We start from the raw sequence: 19,203 nt of genomic DNA on the forward strand, positions 1-19,203 counted from the left end.
CCGGACAAAAAATGTTCAAGCTACCTCGAATGCGGCTTTGACGAGCCGTTCGGTGTAGGCGGTCTTGGGGTGGGAGAGGACGTCTTCGACGGGGCCCTGCTCGACGATATTGCCATTCTGCATGACGATCACGCGGTGGCAAAGAGCGCGCACGACTTTCAGATCGTGCGAAATAAAGAGATAGCTGAGGCCGCGCTCGTCCTGCAGCTTGCGCAGCAGGTCGATGATCTGGGCCTGGACGGAAAGGTCCAGCGCCGATGTCGGTTCGTCGAGCAGGATGAATTCCGGCTCGAGAGCGATGGCCCGCGCGATTGCGATGCGCTGGCGCTGGCCACCGGAAAATTCATGCGGGAAGCGCGACAGTATGTTGGACGGCATGCCGGCCGATACCAGTGCCTCCTTCACCCGTGCCAGCCGTTCCGCCTTGTTGGCGCCGATGTTGTTGACGATCAGCCCTTCCTCGATGATCTGCCCGACCGGCATGCGCGGATTGAGCGATGAAAACGGATCCTGGAAGACGATCTGCATGCGTGAGCGCAGGGGCCGCATGTCGTTGCGCGAATGATCGTGGATCGGCTGGCGGTCGAAATAGATCTCGCCGCTATCGGCATTGATCAGCCGCAGCAGCGCTTGCCCGAACGTGGTCTTGCCGGAGCCGGATTCGCCGACGATGCCGAGCGTTTCATGCCGGCGCAATTCGAGGTCGAGGCCGCCGACGGCGACCAGCTCGCGCATTTCCGGCTTGAAGAAGGTGCCGTGCTTCAACATGAAGGAAACGCGCACGGACTTGGCTTCGAGGATCGGCTCGCAACCTTCCGGCAGCGGCTTGGCGTGCCCCTTTGGCTCGGAGCCGAGCAGATGGCGGGTGTACGGGTGCTGCGGATTGGCGAACAGCTGCGCCGTCGTGTTGTGCTCGCGCATTTCGCCAAGCTGCATCACGTAGACGTAGTCGGAAAACTGTTTGACCACTGTCAGGTCGTGGGTGATCAGGATCACCGCCATGCCGAGTTGCTTCTGCAGGTCGCGGATCAGGTTGAGGATCTGCGCCTGCACCGTGACGTCAAGCGCCGTCGTCGGCTCGTCGGCGATCAGCACGTCCGGATCGTTAGCAAGCGCCATCGCGATCATCACCCGCTGCCGCTGGCCGCCCGAAAGTTGATGCGGATACTGGTTGAGCCGGGCCTTCGGGTCTGGAATCTGTACCTTTTCCAGTAGTTCAAGCGCCCGCTTGTAGGCGTCCTGCCGGCTGACGCGGCGATGGACGCGGATGGCTTCGACGATCTGGCTGCCGATGGTGTAGATCGGGTTCAGTGAACTCATCGGCTCCTGGAAGATCATCGAGATCCTGTCGCCGCGCAGCTTGCGGCGTTCGCGCTCGGAGAATTTCAGCACGTTGCGCCCGTCATAGGCGACGGTCGACTGCGGTGCGACGATGGCACGCTTGGTGAGCAGGCCCATGACGGTGCGGGCGGTGACGGACTTGCCGGACCCGGATTCGCCGACGATCGCAATGGTCTCGCCGCGGTAGAGTTGAAAGGAGATATCCTTCACAGCCTCGACTATACCGTCCTCGACCTTGAAGTTGACCGCGACATTGCGGGCATCGATGATCGGCGCTGTCGTTCGGCTTGGATGATCGAGCCGCAGCACGGGAGCGAAATTTTCGACGACGGAAAGAGCCATGGTGCGTCTTCCTTCAGTAGGGATCGACAGCATCGCGCAGACCGTCGCCGAGCGCATTGAACGCAAAGACGGTGACGAGCACGAAGGCGACGGGGGTGAGGATCCAGGGATAGGAGCCAATGACCGAATAGGTCGAGGTATCCTGCAGCATCAGGCCCCAGGAGATCAGCGGCGGCTTGACGGCGAAACCGAGGAAGCCAAGGAAGGATTCGAGCAGCACGACGCTCGGGATGGCGAGCGTCACGGAGACGATGACATGGCTCATGACGTTGGGAAAAATGTGCTGCATGATGATGCGCCGGTCGGTGGCGCCGACGGCCATTGCCGCCCGGACATAGTCGATGCGGGCGAGCGCCAGCGTCTTGCCGCGCACCTCGCGCGACATCTGCGCCCAGCCGAGTGCCGACATGACGAAGATGACGAAGGCGAGGAAGACATTGGTCGGCGCGGTGACGGGGATCAGCGACGTCAGCGCCAGGTAGAGCGGCAATTGCGGAAAGGCCAGTACGAGGTCGACGAAGCGCTGCATCCAGGCATCGAACGTGCCGCCGAAATAGCCGGACACCATGCCAACAGTCGTGCCGACGACGGTGACGATGAACACGACGGTCAGCGCGATCATCAGCGACACGCGCGATCCGTAGATGGCGCGCGACAGCACGTCGCGGCCGAACTTGTCGGTGCCTAGGAAATGTACCGCCTGGCCGTCCGTCGAGCCGAACAGATGGCGGTTGCCGGGGATCAGGCCGAACAGGTCGTACCTGTCGCCCTTGACGAACAGGCCGATCAGTCGCGGATTGCTGTAGTCCGGACCGACGACGGGCTGGAACGTGACAGGATCGAGGGCATCGGTTTCAGCCAGCGCGTAAACGCGTGGCTGGAGCACAAGGCCGCCATCCTTATCGTGGAAGCTGATGATCTGCGGCGGTGCGAAGCCGCTGTCGGTGGCCTTCGGATCCATCGGCGCCACGAATTCGGCAAAGATCGACATCAGCAGCAGCAGTGCAACCAGGATCAACCCGCCCATGCCTGTCCACGAGCGCTTCAGCCGGCGCCAGACGAGGGCCGGGTAACTCTCGTTGCCGCCTCTCAACTTGACCTTCTCGACCTGAGGCTCGACGACTGGCTGGGGCAAGTCCGTTTTGATGAAGGCACCCATCAGAAAGCTCCTCCCTGTTGGCGGACGCGGGGATCGAGCAGGGCCAGCAGCAGGTCGGCGATGATGTTGCCGACGATTAGGGTGGCTGACAGCACCATCATGAAGGTCGCCGTGACATAGACGTCGCCGACGGCCATAGACCCGACAATGGCCGGGCCGACGGTCGGGAGCGCGAAGATAATCGCCGTCTCGATTTCGCCGGTGAGCATATAAGGCAGCACGACGCCCTGATACATGACCAGCGGATGCAGTGCATTCGGCACTGCGTGGCGCATGACGACGGCAGCGCCGCTCAATCCCTTCGCGCGTGCAGTCTCGACATACTGGGCATTCAGCGTATCCAGCAGATTACCGCGCATGATGCGCATGTTGTACGCAAGACCGCCGAAAGTGGCGATGGCGACAACCGGCCAGACGTGATGGATGAGGTCTCCGAGTTTGGCGAATGACCACGGTGCGCCGCCATATTGCGGCGAATAGAAGCTGCCGATTTCCGCGACATTGAGCTGGAAGACCAGGAGATAGACGATGATCAGCGCCATCAGGAAGCGCGGCACCGTCATGCCGAGGAAGGCGACCGCCGAGAGCACGCTGTCGATCCAGCTATACTGGCGGGTGGCGGCGATGATGCCGAAAGAAATGCCGAGGATCGACGCGAGGATATGACAGACAAGCGCCAGTATCAGCGTTCTCGGAAGACGCTCGCCGACCACATCGGCCACCGGCTTGTTGTAATACATGCTGTAGCCGAAATCGCCGCGCGTGACGATGCCGCCGATCCAGTTCAGGTATTGCACCGGCAGCGATTTATCGAGGCCGTGCTCCGTGCGATAGGCCTGCGCCTGCGCATCGGCCTGCGCGAAGGATGCGCCGCCCTGGTTCATAGCCTGCGAGCGGATGTAGTCGGCGTAGTCGCCCGGCGGCGCCTGGATGATCGTGAAGGTCACCAGGCTGAGGATGAACAGGATCGGTATCGCCGAGGCGATGCGGACCATTAGAAATCGCAACATGGGATTTTTCGCTTCTCTTGTTGCCGTCTGACAGTTCGGGTTTGTGGAACGGACTGCATGTTTCAGAGATATCCGGCCGCCTTGCTCTGCGGCCGGATACCTCACTGCCTTGGGAGGCTAGTCTATCGGCCCCTTGCCGCCCGGCGCGCCCGGTAGTTGTTGCGGGAAGAGCTCGTATTTGCCCTGCTTGTCGGCTGCCACGAAGATGCGCTCGCGGATGATCGCGTCCTCGGCCCAGTTGAACATGAAGATCGGCGTTCCCTGAGGGATGTTCGAGAAGCGCTTGTTGATGATCAGCGCGCCCGGATACTCGGTCAGGCCGACCGTGTTGACGTTCTCGGTGTAGATCTTCTGGTACTGCTTCATCAGGCTGGTGCGCTCATCGTTGTCCTGGGTGGTGATGAACTTGCGGACGATGTCGACGAGCTGCTGCTCGAAGGGCATCAGGTCGAGCTCGCCGCTTTCCGGCGACCGGTGATGGAAGCTCGTCCGTGGGCCGATTGGCGCAAGCTGCTCGGTGTTCTGGACCACCGAAGACAGTTCGGTGTGATTGCGCATGATCATCCAGTCAAAACGACCGGCGTAATTGGCGTCGTCGCGCTTGGTGCCCGTCTGGGAGTTGAGGATCACGCGGATCCCGAGCTTCTCCATCTGGGCTATCACGCCCTCGGCAAGGCTCTTGTCGGTGCCGTAGTCGTTGTTGACCAGCAGCACGATCTCGACATCCTTGCCGCCTGCAGTGCCAGCCGGAAAGTTGACGATGCCGTCGCCATCGGTATCCTTCAGCCCGGCCTTGGCGAGTTCGGCCTTGGCTGCGGCGAGATCATAAGGGTAGTAAACCGTGGACTGGCGGTCGTAAAAGCTGGTGCCGGAGGAGAGCCCGCCGGGATAGATCGCCGTGAACGGCCCCTTGACCAGGGACTCGCCGATGGCCTTGCGATCGAGCGCCATCGTCACCGCCTTGCGGAAGTCGAGATTGCGGTTCAGTTCGCGGATGGCCTGCTCGCGTGCATCCGGCTGTCCCCAGCCGTTGGCGGAGAAGTTCATGGAGAGATTATAGCCCGTCAGGCGCGGACCGAAGGCGAGGCGCGCCGGTGCGTCAGGCTGCGCGGCACGCTTCAGCGAGGCAACGAAATTTTCAGGCTGCTCGAGGTTGGAGATATCGCCGGAGCCGGCCACGGCCTGCACGTCGCGATCCGCCCATGTCGAGAGCTTGTAGTGGGCCTCGTTGAGATAGGGCAGCTGGTTACCCTTCTCGTCGACCTTCCAGTAATAGGGATTGCGGCGCATGACGATGATGTCGTCAGGGCGGTATTCGACCGGCACCCAGGCGCCCATCACAGGCATGTTCATGAATTCCGGCGGGAAGGCATTCTTGAATTGATCGTAGGTGTTCTTCGAGTATTTCGGATGCTGCGGCTTCAAGATATGCGACGGACCCGGGCAGAAGGTGCCGTAGGCCATGGCGAACAGATATTGCCGCGGGAATGCTTCCTTGAACGTCCACTCGACGGTATAGTCATCGACCTTCTTGAGCGTCGTGCCTACTCCGAAGGTCTCGGGCGTGGCTCCGTTCAGCGGCGAGACGTTGGGGTCCACCACTTCGTCGTCCCAGTAGAACATCACGTCGTCGGCGTTGAAAGCGACGCCATCGGACCATTTGGCGCCCTCGATCAGGTGCATGGTCAGCTTATGGCCATCCGGCGACCACTCCCAGCTCTTGGCAAGGTTCGGCAGCGGCTCGGTATCCTTGGCCTCGACCTGGAACAGCGGCGCGGTGCGGGTCAGGCACTCGGACAGGCCGATATCGATGCCGCCCCAGCCCTGGCTCTGTCCGGCACCGTAGTTCCAGCCCTCCGGCCGACCGCCGATGACATGGCGCAGCGTATCGCCGTAGACGCCGATGCCGTTGGTCATGTTGCCGGTCTTGTAGACCATCGGCTCCTTCGGCAGGCGGTCCTTGACGGGCGGCAGCTTGCCCGTCTTGACGAACTTTTCCGTCACCCAGTCCGGCTCGTGATATTCGGGCAGCGCCTTGAATTCGAGGATGGAGTCGCGCGCGACATACTTGATCTTGCCTTCGGCCGGAAAAGTCGGCGCGACCGGCGCAATTGTCGGCTCGGCGGCATGGGCGTTCATCGCGATGACGGACGCCGCAAGCGCCAGACCCGCTGCCAGGCTGATGGATCGGAAATGGCTCATTGTCTCTCCCCTTGTCGTGAACTGCCTCCTTCAAAGACAGCTCCGCTCCTCCAAATCAGGGCGTACGGTATGAGCGGGCGCCTCTCCTCAAGCGCTCCGCCACCGTTCGTCCCTGCAATCTCAACTGGCCTGTTTCAGGCTGGCCTTTTCTACGCGCAGTTCCTCGATCGACCGGACATTGCGTGTCGCCGCGCCCTTCCAGTCGCCTGTCTTGACCTTCGATCGCGAAAGCCTTTCCTTCGCAGGCTCGATGGCATCGGCATATTGCGGCAACCAGCGCGCCTGGGCGACCACCATTTCGTCGACCATCTGCCAGACCTCTTCCGGCGTCGAGACAGCACCGACGAGCGGATCGTGCAAGACGGCCAGCTTCAAAAGGTCGATGTCGCCGGTGACGGCAGCATGGACAGACATCCGCTGGACGTTGATCGAGGCGATGCAGGTGGCGGCGCAAGCTTCCGGCAGCGTGATGCCGGCCACCATGTTGATGCCGAAGCGATCGACGAAGCCGGGCGACTCGATAATCGCATCTGACGGCAGATTGGTAATGATGCCATTGTTCTTGACGTTGAAGTGGCCGCGATAGACCCGGTTGGTCTCCAGCGCTTCGAGGATATGGCTCGCATGCTCGTTGGAGCGGCGGGCCGGATCTATCGGTGCGGAGGCGGATTCGAGGATCTGATCGAATTCGGTTTCGAACCAGTTGCGCGTCTCCGTCGAGTGGCGCAGGTAGCCGCCAGTCTCGCCGTGGATCCAGTCCGACATGTCGATCCACTTGCCGATCTCTTCAGGCCGCTTGCGGTACCACGGCAGGTATTCGGACAGATGGCCGTTGCTCTCGGTCGAATAGACCCCGAAGCGCTTCAGCACGTCGATGCGCAGCTTTTCCTGCTGCGAGAAGACGGGATGCGCTTCGAAAGCGGCGACCAATTCGTCCTTGCCGATCTTGCGGCCCCTGAGCCTGAGGTCGACGAACCAGGTCTGGTGGTTGATCCCCGAGCAGATGTAGTCCAGTTCGTCCTTGGACGTGGCTCCAAGCACTTCGGCGATCTGTTCCGCGCCGTGCTGGACGCCGTGGCAGAGACCGACGGTGTCGACCTTGCCGTATTCGATAGCCGCCCAGGTGTTCATCGCCATCGGGTTGGCGTAGTTCAGGAACTTCGCACCGGGCTCGGCAACCTCGCGGATATCCTTGCAGAAATCGAGTATGACAGGAATATTGCGCTGGCCGTAAAGAATGCCGCCGGCGCAGATCGTATCGCCAACGCACTGGTCGATGCCGTATTTCAAAGGGATGCGGATATCGTCGGCATAGGCTTCGAGGCCACCGACGCGCACGCAACTGATGATGTAGCGGGCACCCTCGATCGCCTCGCGACGATTGGTCGTGGCGGTCACCCGGGTCGGCAGCTTGCTGCTTTCGACGATGCGATCGAGGATCGCCTTGATCATCCCGAGATTGTGTTCGCTGAGGTCCGTGAGAGCGAATTCGACGTCGTGGAACTCTGGAATGCAAAGGATGTCGGTGAAAAGCTTCTTCGTGAAGCCGACACTGCCTGCGCCGATAATAGCGATTTTGAAACTCATGATCCTCACCCTGTCTGTCAAGCGAACGATGCGCGACTGCATCTGCTGCAACCTTGCCCGTGGTCTCCAACGGCCTTGCATCGCTGCAGGCTCGCGTCCTCCCGCCTCTCCTCGGCGGATCGTTCGGCACTCTTGTCTGGCCGGGATTATGCCGATTATGCATCGTGCGACCAGAGAACTATTATGCTTTCAAGGGTAATTTTGTGCTGTCGAAACGATCTCCCATTACCCGCCTGATCGCCGCCGGTGGAAGGGCAATCGAGCCTTTTCTCGCCGCAACGCAATCTCTGGACAGACGGCGCGCTCGTCCCGTAAGCTGTCTCATCGGTACTTCAAAACAACAGCCTGGCACCGCAGATGAACAAGATGGACAAACCGGCAGCCCACGACGGCCAGACCTTCGCGCCTTCGCAACTCGGCGTGCGGCTGCGGCTGGCGCGGCAGACATTGGGAATGACGCTGAAGGCGCTGTCGACAGCTGCGGACTGCTCGGAAAGCCTGTTGTCGAAGATCGAGAACGGCAAGGCGTCGCCATCGTTGCCGATGCTGCACCGGCTGGTGGGCGTGCTGGGCACCAATATCGGCTGGATGTTCGAGGAAGCCGACGGCGACGAGGGCATCATTTTCCGGGCCGGCGACAGGCCGCTGATCGCGCTCGATCCGCTGCGCCGTGGCGAAGGCATTTCCCTCGAGCGCGTCATCCCCTATTCGGCAGGCCACCTGCTTCAGTGCAACATCCATCACATCGAGGCCGGCGGCGAGAGTGCCGGTCCCATCCAGCATGCGGGCGAGGAAGTCGGATATCTCCTTGCCGGGGAAATCGAGTTGATGGTCGGCGAGCGGACCTTTCGGCTTGCGCAAGGCGATAGTTTCGTCTTCAAATCGGAAATGCCGCACTGGTACCGCAACGTCGGTAGCGAGCGAGCCAGTATTTTCTGGGTCAACACACCGGCGACCTTCTAGCTTCCGGGAGGTTCTTCATTTCGGCGGCTAAAGCTAATTCAAGTATCTTGACAATCATTCAAGTCTCTTGAATTATGATTGGGCTTGAAGCCAATGAGCCCGGTCACGGGCCTATCCGAAAAGGGGAACTACATGCGATTTTCCAGATATCTGATGGCCTGCACGGCAGCCATCGCGGTGACGATGGCCGTCGGTTCGGCCGCAGCCTCCGCCAAGACGTTCGCGCTCGTCACTATCAACCAGCAGGCGCTGTTCTTCAACCAGATCAATGACGGTGCCAAGGCTGCTGCCAAGACCGCCGGTGCCGACCTGGTCATCTTCAACGCCAACAACGTGCCCAGCGCCCAGAACGACGCAATCGAAAATTACATCACCCAGAAGGTCGACGGTATCATTCTCGTCGCTATCGACGTCAACGGCGTCAAGCCGGCCGTCACTGCCGCCAAGAAAGCCGGCATCCCGGTCATCGCCATCGATGCGCAGATCCCGGACGGCGACAACATCGCCTTCGTCGGCGTCGACAACACCAAGGCTGGCAGCGATATCGGCAAGTTCTACGCGGACTATGTCAAGACCAATATGAAGGCGTCGGCGAAGATCGGCGTCGTCGGCGCGCTCAACTCGTTCATCCAGAACCAGCGCCTCGACGGCTTCAAGAAGGCTGTTACCGACAGCGGCGAGAAGGTCACCTTCCTCGACACCGTCGATGGCCAGAATGTCCAGGACGTGGCCTTGAGCGCCGCTGAAAACCTGATGACCGCCAATCCCGACATGACGACGCTCTATGCCACCGGCGAACCGGCCCTGCTCGGCGCCGTTTCGGCCGTCACCAGCCAGGGTCGCACCGGCGACATCAAGGTCTTCGGTTGGGACCTCACCAAGCAGGCGATCGAAGGCATCGATGCCGGTTGGGTTGCGGGCGTGATCCAGCAGGATCCGGCCGGCGAAGGCAAGGCTGCCGTCGAAGCGTTGGACAAGATCTCCAAGGGCGGCTCGGTCGACAAGATCATCAACGTCCCGGTCACCATTGTCACCAAGGACAATGTCGACAAGTTCAAGGACATGTTCAAGTAAGATCTCCCGAACCGTGTGACCGCGGCCGGCAACAGCCGCGGTCAAATTGACAGCCGTGGAGCAACGCTCCCTGTCAGGTGAAATCATATGACCAATGCCGATACCTACCGCGTCAGGATGACCGGTATCTCCAAGCGCTACAACACGATCCAGACTCTCGACAATGTGTCGCTGAACCTGAAGCCGGGAGAAGTCCTCGGTCTCGTCGGCGACAACGGGGCGGGCAAGTCGACCCTGAGCAAGGTACTCTCGGGCGCCGTTATTCCCGACGCTGGCACCATCGAGATAGACGGCAAGACCGTCAGCTTCGCCTCGCCGGCCGATTCCCGTGCTGCACGCGTCGAGATGGTCTACCAGGACCTCTCGCTCTGCGACAGCGTCGACGTTGCCGGTAACATATTCCTCGGTCGCGAGCCGCGGCGACACATCGCCGGCGTCCCGTTCCTCGACAACAGGAAAATGCACGACGAGGCCCGCGACATGCTCGAGCGGCTTGGCATCGTCATTGCCGATACGCGGCTGAAGGTTGAAAATCTCTCCGGCGGGCAGCGCCAGTCGATCGCCATCGGCCGTGCGGCGTCCTTTAATCCTTCGGTGCTGATCATGGACGAACCGACGGCAGCGCTTGCCGTTGCCGAGGTCGAGGCCGTGCTGGAGCTGATCCGCACCGTCAGCGCCCGTGGCGTCAGCGTCATTCTCATCACCCACCGCCTGCAGGACCTGTTCCTCGTCTGCGACCGCATTCAGGTGATGTACGAGGGCCGCAACGTTGCAGAGCGGCGGATCGAGGACACCAGCATCGAAGAGGTCGTCAACCTGATTGTCGGCCGCAAGTTCAACGCCCGCTCCGCCGGCCACAAAGACCAGGGGATCCCGGCATGACCGTCTCCACCACTGAACCTTCCCTGCACGCCGCTGCACCGCCGCGTGTTCACAAGACCCGGCTGCGCGACAAGGCGATGGCGAATGGCAGCATCATCTCGATTGCGCTGTTCTTCCTCGTCGTCTGTATCGTCTTCTCGGTTGCAACAGGGGCTTTCCTGACGGCGCCCAATCTGCTCAACGTCGTGCGCCAGTCGGCACCGCTGCTGATCGTCGCCGCTGCCATGACATTCGTCATCACCACGGGTGGCATCGATCTCTCCGTCGGTTCCGTGCTGGCGCTGACATCAACGCTCTCGGCGGCCTCGCTGCAGGCGGGTATTCCGTGGGCTGTGGTCGTGGTGCTGATGCTGGCCCTCGGCGGCTTCGTCGGTGCGCTGCAGGGCTTCTTCATCGCCTATGAGCGCATCCCGTCCTTCATCGTCACGTTGGCCGGCCTCTCGGTCATTCGCGGGCTCGCCCTGCTAATCACCGGCGGCTATTCGATCCCGGTCGATGCGGAAAACCCGTTCACCGCTCTCGGCCGGGCCTGGTTCCTCGGTGTCCCCGTGCCGGCGCTGATCGCTCTCGTCATTCTCGTCGTCAGTTTTATCGTCTTCAACCAGACGCCGTTCGGTCGCTATGTGACCGGCGTCGGGGCCAATGCCGAGGCAGTGCGCCGCGCCGGCGTCAATACCCGCCTGACGACGCTGCTGGTCTACGTCATTTCCGGCACCGCTGCTGCTGCTGCTGGCATCATCCTTGCTGCCCGTCTGGGTTCCGGTTCGTCGAATGCTGGCCAAGGCTTCGAACTGGACGTCATCGCCGCTGTGGTGCTCGGGGGTACCAGCCTGTTCGGCGGTCGCGGCACGATCCTCGGCACCGTGCTCGGCGCCCTCACTGTTGCGGTCATCGCCAACGGCTTGATCCTTGCGCACATGTCTCCCTTCCTGACGCCGATCGTCACCGGCTCCATCATCCTGATCGCCATCTGGCTGAATTTCCGCATCTTCAAGGGTGCGGTGAGGAGCCGCTGAGCCATGGATCACCTGTTCGATACAAAGCCCGCCGAGCGCGCCGAAATCGGCGTCCGCTCCGGGACGGCCATGACGGTTCTCGGGCCCGTCGCGGTGGACGACCTCGGAATCACGCTGATGCACGAGCACATCCTGCTCGATGGCGCCAGCACCTGGAAATGCCCGTGTCATCCCGACGAAAAGCTGATCGCCGAGCAACCGGTCAACATCGAGATCGTCGGCGAGCTCAGGATGAACCCCTACATGAACCGCGACAACGTCTCGCTCGACGACAGCGACCTGGCGCTCACGGAACTGAAGAAGTTCCAGGCGCTCGGTGGCCATACCGTCGTCGAGGCGACGAATATCGGCATCGGCCGCGACCCCCCGAAGCTCGCCCGTATATCGCGCATGTCCGGCATGAAGATCATCATGGGCACCGGCTTCTATCTGCAGCATACGCATCCGGAATGGCTGAGGGCGATGGATGTCGAGGCGGTGACCCAGTTCATCGTCAACGATGTCGGCGGTGGCGAGACGCAGCCGGAAATCATGGCCGGCATTATCGGTGAGGTCGGCGTCAGCAAGGACTTCACCTCCGAGGAGCTGAAGTCGCTGCGGGCCTCGGCGCGCGCATCGCGGATCACCGGCCTGCCCCTGACCATCCACCTGCCCGGCTGGGAGCGGCTCGCTCACAAGGTGCTCGACGTCGTCGAGGAGGAAGGGGCCGATCTCAGGCATACCGTGCTCTGTCATATGAACCCCAGTCACAGCGACCTGCCTTACCAGAAGAGCCTCGCCGAGCGCGGCGCCTTCCTGGAATACGACATGATCGGCATGGACTATTACTACGCCGACCAGGATGCACAGTCGCCGTCCGACGAGGAGAATGCCCGCGCTCTGCGCTCGCTGATCGACATGGGTTTCGTCGACCGGCTGCTGCTGTCGCAAGACGTGTTCCTGAAGATCATGCTGACCCGCTATGGCGGGTTCGGATATGGCTTCATCCTCAAGCATTTCGTGCCGCGGCTGAAGCGCCACGGCGTCGATCAGGCCTCCATCGACCGGATGCTGGTCGATAATCCGAAATCGGTTTTTTCCGCGGCCACCTGAGCCGCAATCGCAATCTATCGAAGGAGTAAAGCATGCCCAAGAAGAAGGTTCTTCTCGCCGGCGAATCCTGGGTGTCGACCGCCACCCACATCAAGGGCTTCGACCAGTTCCCGACCGTCACCTACCACACCGGCGCCGACGAGTTGCTGACCGCCCTGAAGGACAGCGATTTCGACGTCACCTTCATGCCGGCCCATGAGGCCCAGCGGGATTTCCCGCAGACCATCGAGGCGCTTTCGGCCTACGATGCCATCGTTCTGTCGGATATCGGCGCCAACACGCTGCTGCTGCATCCCGATACATGGATCCATTCCAAGCCGACCCCAAACCGCCTGCGCCTGCTGCGCGACTACGTCGGCAACGGCGGTGGCCTGCTGATGTTCGGCGGCTACTACAGCTTCCAGGGTATCAATGGCGGCGCCCGCTATCACAATACGCCGATCGAGGATGTGCTGCCGGTCGATTGCCTCTCGGTCGATGACCGCGTCGAGGTACCGGAAGGCTTTGCACCGGCGGTCAACGGTTCAGAGGACCACCCCATCCTCAAGGGTCTCGGCAAGGACTGGCCAATCCTGCTCGGTTTCAACGAAGTTACGGTGAAGCCCGGTGCCGAAGTTTTGGCGACCGTTTCGACGGACTATGGTTCGCTGCCGCTGCTGGTTGCCGGCTCTTACGGCAAGGGTCGGACCGTCGCCTGGACATCGGATGTCGGCCCCCACTGGCTACCGCAGAGCTTCATTGCGTGGAGTGGCTACAAGACGCTGTTCGAGCAGATGCTGGCCTGGGCAACCACCAAGGATTGATCCATGCGCGTCCACGTCGTCGGCAATGTCTGCATCGACACCACGTTCCGCCTCGGCCGTTTTGCGCGGCCGGGGGAAACGCTGAATGCGGACGGCCATAGCGACGGTATCGGCGGCAAGGGGGCCAACCAGGCGGTCGCGGCCGCCCGGACAGGTGCTCCGGTCGACTTTCTCGCTGCCACCGGCACGGATGCTGCGGCCAGAACTATCCGCGAGATGCTGTCGGAGGAATTCGACACAGCACTGATGCCGGCCCTGGAGCTGCCGACCGACCGCTCGACGATCATGGTCGATGCCAGCGGTGAAAACATCATCGTCAGCGGCGTCACATGCGCTGAGGCGTTTGATCCCCTGCTTCAAACCGGCCTCGCGACCTCGATCGGGGATCAGGATATCGTGCTGTTGCAAGGAAACCTGCGCGCCGATGTCACAATCGCCTGTCTGAAGGCCGCCAAGGCGAGCGGGGCAACGACAGTGTTCAATCCAAGCCCACTCGCACCGGGCAGCAGTCCGGACCTTACGGCGGCCGATATCGTGATTGTCAACGAGGGTGAGGCTACCGGGATTTCGGGGCATGCCGATCCGCTGGAGGCCGCCCGCAACCTCATCTCCCGGGGCGCAGGCTCCGTCGTCGTTACGCTCGGCGCGCGCGGTTGCCTTGTTGTCAACAGGGCGGGCGGTGCGCCGCAGTGGGTCGAGGGACTGCGCGCCGATGTCGTCGATACCAGCGGTGCCGGCGATGTCTTTTGCGGCTGTGTCGCCGGATGTCTTGCGCAAAAGATCCCACTCGGTCATGCCGTCCGCATTGCCACGGCTGCTGCGGCACTGTCCGTCGGCCGCACCGGTACAATGCAGTCCTGCCCCAGCCAGCAGGAGATGGCACACCTTATCGATATGGAAATGGAAACGGAAAACACATGACAGCCCCTACGAACCGCATCGGCCAGGTTGCCGACAACGTGCTGGTCTCCCTGTTCGGAAAGCCCAAGGCCGTTATCGGTGTCGTCCATCTGATGCCGCTGCCGGGATCGCCCCGCTACGACGGCGAGACGGTGGAAGCGATCTACCAGCGCGGCCTCGATGACGCAAAAGCCTATCTGCACGGCGGATGCGACGGTGTGATCGTCGAGAACCACGGCGACATTCCCTTTGCCAAGCCGGACGATATCGGCCCGGAAACGTCGGCCTACATGTCTGTGGTTTCCGACCGCATCCGCCGCGAACTCGGCCGACCCATCGGCATCAATGTGCTGGCCAATGCCTCGATCCCGGCGCTGTCGATTGCCAGCGCCTCGGGTGCCGGCTTCGTACGCGTCAATCAATGGGCTAACGCCTATGTCGCCAATGAAGGCTTCATTGAGGGCGAGGCCGCGCGCGCCATGCGGTTTCGCGCCAAATTGCGCGCCAACGGCATCCGTATTTTCGCCGATGCCCATGTCAAGCACGGCGCCCACGCCATCGTTGCCGACCGCCCGGTCGAGGAGCAAGTCAAGGATCTCGTGTTCTTCGACGCCGATGCGATTATCGCCACCGGACAGCGCACGGGCCATGCGGCTGACCTCGGCTACATCAGGATGATCAAGGAGGCGGCCGGCCTGCCGACATTGGTGGGCAGCGGCGTCACGCCCGACAACGTCAACGACATTCTCGGCATCGTCGACGGCGTCATCGTCGCAAGTTCGCTGAAGTATGACGGCGTCTGGTGGAACCCGGTCGAACTGTCGCGCGTCCAGTCATTCATAACGGGCATCAGGGCGTGACATCGGCTTCCATCAACGGCGAACGGTTGCTGGCCCGAATGCAGGCCTTTGCCGCAATCGGAGCCACGCCTGCCGGTGGTGTCAACCGCCAGGCGCTGAGCGATGGCGATCGCCAGGCTCGCCGGCTGCTGGCGGAACTCGCGCTGGCACGCGGTTTCGGCGTTTTCCAGGACAGCATGGCCAATCTGTTCATCCGGCGCGAAGGACGCAACGCGGTGCATGCGCCGGTGCTGATTGGAAGTCACCTCGACAGCCAGCCGACGGGCGGCCGGTTCGATGGTGCGCTCGGCACGCTGTCGGCGTTCGAGGTACTGGAATCGCTGGAAGATTTCGACGTAGATACCGAAGTTCCAGTCGAAGTCGTCGCCTGGACCAACGAAGAGGGCAGCCGATTTTCTCCTGGGGCGATGGGCTCGATGGCCTTCGCGGGCGTCGCCGATCCCGCCGGGTGGAATTTTCTCTCCGGCGCCGACGGTGGTTCCTTTGCCGACGAACTCGCCGCTACGCTCTCGGCGCTGCCGGAAGCCACCATGCGCCCGCTCGGCACGCCGGTGTCGCGTTATCTCGAATTGCACATCGAACAGGGTCCTTCCCTCGAGAAGGAAAACATTCCTATTGGCGTCGTCATCGGTGTGCAGGGCACGCGCTGGCTGCAGGTTACGTTCTCCGGGCAGGCCGGACACGCCGGCACCACGGCACTGGCCTACAGGCGCGATCCGATGGTGGCAGCCGCTTCCGCCCTCCACGAGTTGCAGGCAACCGTGATGCAGAACGACGCGGATGCGCGCCTGACCGTCGGTCGGATAGCCATCCATCCGGGCTCCATAAACGCCATTCCGGACTCGGTCGCCTTCAGCGTCGATATCCGCCATCCCGATCCGGACAGGCTGGATCGCATCGAGGCCGAGGTCCGGCGTGTTTGCGACAGTCGAGCCATTGCCGAGAGATGTAGCTACAGTATCCTGCAGACCTTCGACATGCCGTCGGCGACGTTCTCGCCGATTGTCACCGGTGCCGTCGAGGCAGCAGCGACAAGCCTGTCCCTGACAGCCAAGCGCATGGTATCCGGCGCCTTTCATGATGCCCTGTTTCTCGCCCGCGTGGCGCCATCGGCCATGATTTTCGTCCCCTGCCGCGATGGCTTGAGCCACAACGAGGCGGAATATGTTGCCCCAGAGCACATCGTGACGGGCGCCCGCGTGATGTTTGAAGCAACCCTGTCGCTGGCCAATTCGACGGCCGCGCGCATTTGATCCATCGTCTGCGATGAACCGGCAATTCCGGTCGGGCGTAGTTCGTTCGAACTCGAGTTGCGTCTGCTATTCCGCAGATCCCACCTCCGCCGGCACGCAATCTGCAAACGACGTGTTGACGCGGCCTCAAAACTGAGGCGTCATCAGCGCTTGCGTCTCGTACCCGCAGGCGTCCGGGTCGGCCAAGGCGTCATGACAGGGTCAGTTTGCAACGGGGGAGTTCGGAACCTATCGTCGAAGCTGTAGTTTAATTTTCAACCGCTGCAGAAACTGCGTCAATTCCGGGCTCGCGTCCGAGGCCAGAGATCAATCAATGTCGCTTGTGCTCCCCAGACCCGAAATATCGGTGCCGCAAATGGCATTGATGACCGACGACGCCCAGGAGATCCTGCAATTCGCGGCCGACTCTTTTGACGAAGGCTTCGAGACGGCGCTTGTCACGCTAGTCGAGATCCGTGGCGGTGCAGCGCGGGCGCTCGGGGCACAAATGGCAGTTCGCCGGGACGGCCTTTATTGCGGCTACGTTTCGGGCGGATGTACGGAGGCTGCCGTTGCGGCAGAGGCTCTGCAGGCCATCGCTGGTGGCAATGACCGGTTCCTGCGATTGGGGGAAGGGTCGCGTTTCTTCGATATCGTCCTGCCTTGCGGCGGCGGCATCACGCTGGCCATCCATGTGCTCAGGGACAATCTCAGTCTGCGCACCGTGCTGGAAGGCCTGAAATTACGGCGTCGGATGGGGCTGAAATACGATGCTGGCGCGCAGTCACTCGAGGTTGCAGCATTTCCGGCAAAGGACGCCTGGGACGGAGAGCATTTGTCGAGAGGCTATCGTCCGCGTCCTCGTCTGTTGCTGAGCGGCAGGTCCATTGAGGCCGAGCGCACGGCCAAACTCGCAGCCTCCACCGGCTATGAGGTCGTTCGCCGGCAAGATGGTGCAAATTTGCTGGACGGAGCTTTGCCCGACCCCGATATAGCGGTTGTCCTCCTGCACCATGATCTCGATCTCGAACTGCCGGTCCTTCGTGCAGCGCTGGACGGAAACCCGTTTTACATCGGTGCTCTCGGCAGTAGTAAAACCCACGAGCGGCGCTCGGCGGCGCTGAAAGAGCTTGGATACGAGCAAGCTGCCATCGACCGGATCAAGGCGCCGATCGGCGTGATCGCCAAGGCCCGGGACGCCAATACGCTGGCACTCTCCGTACTGGGTGATGTCGCTGCTGCCTACGCGATCTCGCGCTGACAGGGCAATTTTTTCCAATATTGGACTACGGACCGAACCTCAGTTTGGGCAGCCCGGGCGGCGGTCTGACTGGTTGCCTGGACATTGCTTGCCCGACTGGTTGGTATCCTGGGGAAAGCCTGCAGCGCCTGCGGTATCGCCAACGGATCCCAGCGTGTTGCCGACCGATCGGCCGAGGCGCTGAACCTGCTCACCATAGTTGCGCCGCGTGCGCGGATCGAACACGGCAATCGGCGCGCTGACGGCGACGCTTGCCGCATTGCCAACGGTGTTGGAAACACCGAGCGCCACGGCGCCGACGGCTTCGCCGAGACCGACATCGGAATCGGTGATGGTCTGCCCGGATATCAGCCGCTGGCCGATCAACTTGACCACGTCGGCGCTCTCGGCAAATTTGCCGTGGTTCAGGCTGTCGCCGGATTTTAGCTTGGTTAGGTCGATAACGCTGATACCGGCTTTTTCGAACTGGGTGCGGTAAGGCTCGGCATTGGCATCCACCTGGCCGAGACGATCGACATTGCCTGAAATGCGTCTTGACACGCTGAGCGCCCGGTCATCCTGGGATACGAACAGCGTGAAATGTGGCGGGTTCTTTCCCAGTGCAAGAAACTGCCGGCTGAAAACATCGACGTCGAGATCGGGAGAGGCAAGAATGACGTTCTTGATCTTCGGCAGTGTCCTGCCATCGCGGATCGCCATCTGACGAAGCGCTTCCACTGCCAGCCAGGTCCCCATCGAATGGGCCATCACGGTGACTTCGCTGATCGACGGATCGGCGCTGATCCGCCGCAGCAGATCCTCCAGCGCGTCGCGTGAATAGTTGGTGCTTTCCTTGTCGTAGTTATAGTCGAAAATGCTGGCGCGTGATGGCCATGTGAAGACAACAGGAACGACATCGGCGCCGGAATCGTGGACGATCTGTGCGAAGCGATAGACGGCATCCTCGTAGCGATTGTTGAATCCATGCACGAAGACAAGCGCGCGATGGCTTTTCGTAAGATTCTGCTTCAACCAGCGTTCGTCTTCCGCCTTCGAGACGAGAGGCACGACATTGACGGTCGAGAACTCCTTGAGCGGATTGGCAGGCAGGCGCGCCGGCCATTGCACCTGGCCAACCGTGCGGTTGGCTTCGGGCGGAATGGAGACGGTGATCGCATCGATCTTCAGGTCGCTGCCGCGCTCGCCGCTGAACAGGATGGCCTTGTCGTCAGACGGCGCTCTCGTGGTTGCTGCCAGCAGGCGGACCTGCGAGGTGCCCCTGACGACTGTGCCGCTCGGCGTCATGACGCCGATCAGGCGCCCACCGCAGCCGGAAAGTAGCAACAGGGTCGCCACGATTGCCAGAGCACGCATCATAGCCACGCATGCGCGGGCTGCTTTACGACCTGGCTGTCCCACACTTGCCACCAATGATATGTCCCGCCGCTCTAATTTAGCCCCTCATACATTTCCGGCCGTCCGGGTTCCAGACTTTTCCGC

General features: G+C 61.7%; 15 protein-coding genes and 1 pseudogene. 10 read left to right on the forward strand and 6 right to left on the reverse strand.

Translation table 11 applies throughout. The annotated features are described in order from the left end of the window. Window positions 1–15: 15 nt before the first annotated feature. From EQW76_RS14540 to EQW76_RS14560, 5 genes and pseudogenes are all read right to left on the reverse strand, one after another. Complete coding sequence (locus tag EQW76_RS14540; RefSeq protein WP_142829405.1) at window positions 16–1,683, reverse strand: ABC transporter ATP-binding protein; 1,668 nt, start codon at window positions 1,681–1,683, stop codon at window positions 16–18. Window positions 1,684–1,696: 13 nt separating this feature from the next. After that, window positions 1,697–2,767, reverse strand: a pseudogene (locus tag EQW76_RS14545) (ABC transporter permease); the annotation flags it as partial. 74 nt (window positions 2,768–2,841) lie between these two features. Next, a complete protein-coding gene (locus tag EQW76_RS14550) occupies window positions 2,842–3,852 on the reverse strand; it encodes an ABC transporter permease (RefSeq protein WP_142829403.1) in 1,011 nt (336 codons plus the stop codon). A 117-nt stretch (window positions 3,853–3,969) separates the two neighbouring features. Beyond that, window positions 3,970–6,054 (reverse strand): ABC transporter substrate-binding protein, encoded by a 2,085-nt coding sequence (locus EQW76_RS14555; RefSeq protein ID WP_142829402.1) that lies wholly within the window; start codon window positions 6,052–6,054, stop codon window positions 3,970–3,972. Window positions 6,055–6,174: 120 nt separating this feature from the next. Then, entirely contained in the window at window positions 6,175–7,641 is a 1,467-nt protein-coding gene (locus tag EQW76_RS14560; RefSeq protein WP_142829400.1) for an alpha-glucosidase/alpha-galactosidase, read from the reverse strand. A 357-nt stretch (window positions 7,642–7,998) separates the two neighbouring features. Here EQW76_RS14560 and EQW76_RS14565 point away from each other — a divergent pair, with 357 nt between their 5' ends. The 10 genes from EQW76_RS14565 (at window position 7,999) to EQW76_RS14610 (ending at window position 17,724) form a co-directional block, all read left to right on the forward strand. After that, the gene (locus EQW76_RS14565; RefSeq protein ID WP_142829398.1) at window positions 7,999–8,604 is read left to right on the forward strand and encodes a cupin domain-containing protein; all 606 of its coding nucleotides are present in this window, start codon (window positions 7,999–8,001) and stop codon (window positions 8,602–8,604) included. Between the two features lie 132 nt (window positions 8,605–8,736). Beyond that, on the forward strand, window positions 8,737–9,678 hold the full coding sequence (locus tag EQW76_RS14570) for a substrate-binding domain-containing protein (RefSeq protein WP_142829396.1): 942 nt from the start codon (window positions 8,737–8,739) through the stop codon (window positions 9,676–9,678). Between the two features lie 87 nt (window positions 9,679–9,765). Continuing rightward, window positions 9,766–10,560 carry an ATP-binding cassette domain-containing protein gene (locus EQW76_RS14575; protein WP_142829394.1) on the forward strand — a complete coding sequence of 265 codons (795 nt, stop codon included), beginning with the start codon at window positions 9,766–9,768 and terminating at the stop codon, window positions 10,558–10,560. Beyond that, window positions 10,557–11,576 (forward strand): ABC transporter permease, encoded by a 1,020-nt coding sequence (locus EQW76_RS14580; protein ID WP_142829392.1) that lies wholly within the window; start codon window positions 10,557–10,559, stop codon window positions 11,574–11,576. Before EQW76_RS14575 ends, EQW76_RS14580 begins: the two co-directional genes overlap by 4 nt. 3 nt (window positions 11,577–11,579) lie before the next feature. Then, complete coding sequence (locus EQW76_RS14585; protein WP_142829390.1) at window positions 11,580–12,668, forward strand: phosphotriesterase; 1,089 nt, start codon at window positions 11,580–11,582, stop codon at window positions 12,666–12,668. A 32-nt stretch (window positions 12,669–12,700) separates the two neighbouring features. Continuing rightward, entirely contained in the window at window positions 12,701–13,471 is a 771-nt protein-coding gene (locus tag EQW76_RS14590) for a glutamine amidotransferase (protein WP_142829388.1), read from the forward strand. A gap of 3 nt (window positions 13,472–13,474) precedes the next feature. Next, window positions 13,475–14,392, forward strand: a complete 918-nt coding sequence (locus EQW76_RS14595; protein WP_142829386.1) for a ribokinase — start codon at window positions 13,475–13,477, stop codon at window positions 14,390–14,392. Further along, window positions 14,389–15,231: a BtpA/SgcQ family protein gene (locus tag EQW76_RS14600; protein WP_142829384.1), complete on the forward strand. Its 843-nt coding sequence runs from the start codon at window positions 14,389–14,391 to the stop codon at window positions 15,229–15,231. Before EQW76_RS14595 ends, EQW76_RS14600 begins: the two co-directional genes overlap by 4 nt. Continuing rightward, window positions 15,228–16,484 (forward strand): Zn-dependent hydrolase, encoded by a 1,257-nt coding sequence (locus EQW76_RS14605; protein ID WP_142829382.1) that lies wholly within the window; start codon window positions 15,228–15,230, stop codon window positions 16,482–16,484. The genes EQW76_RS14600 and EQW76_RS14605 overlap by 4 nt, the downstream gene beginning before the upstream one ends. Before the next feature lie 355 nt (window positions 16,485–16,839). Beyond that, a complete protein-coding gene (locus tag EQW76_RS14610; RefSeq protein WP_279309159.1) occupies window positions 16,840–17,724 on the forward strand; it encodes an XdhC family protein in 885 nt (294 codons plus the stop codon). A 39-nt stretch (window positions 17,725–17,763) separates the two neighbouring features. Here EQW76_RS14610 and EQW76_RS14615 read toward each other — a convergent pair whose 3' ends face one another. Beyond that, a complete protein-coding gene (locus EQW76_RS14615) occupies window positions 17,764–19,080 on the reverse strand; it encodes an alpha/beta hydrolase (protein ID WP_142829462.1) in 1,317 nt (438 codons plus the stop codon). Between the last annotated feature and the right edge of the window lie 123 nt (window positions 19,081–19,203).

Source organism: Rhizobium sp. rho-13.1 (assembly GCF_007000305.1).
Lineage (GTDB): Bacteria > Pseudomonadota > Alphaproteobacteria > Rhizobiales > Rhizobiaceae > Rhizobium > Rhizobium rhododendri.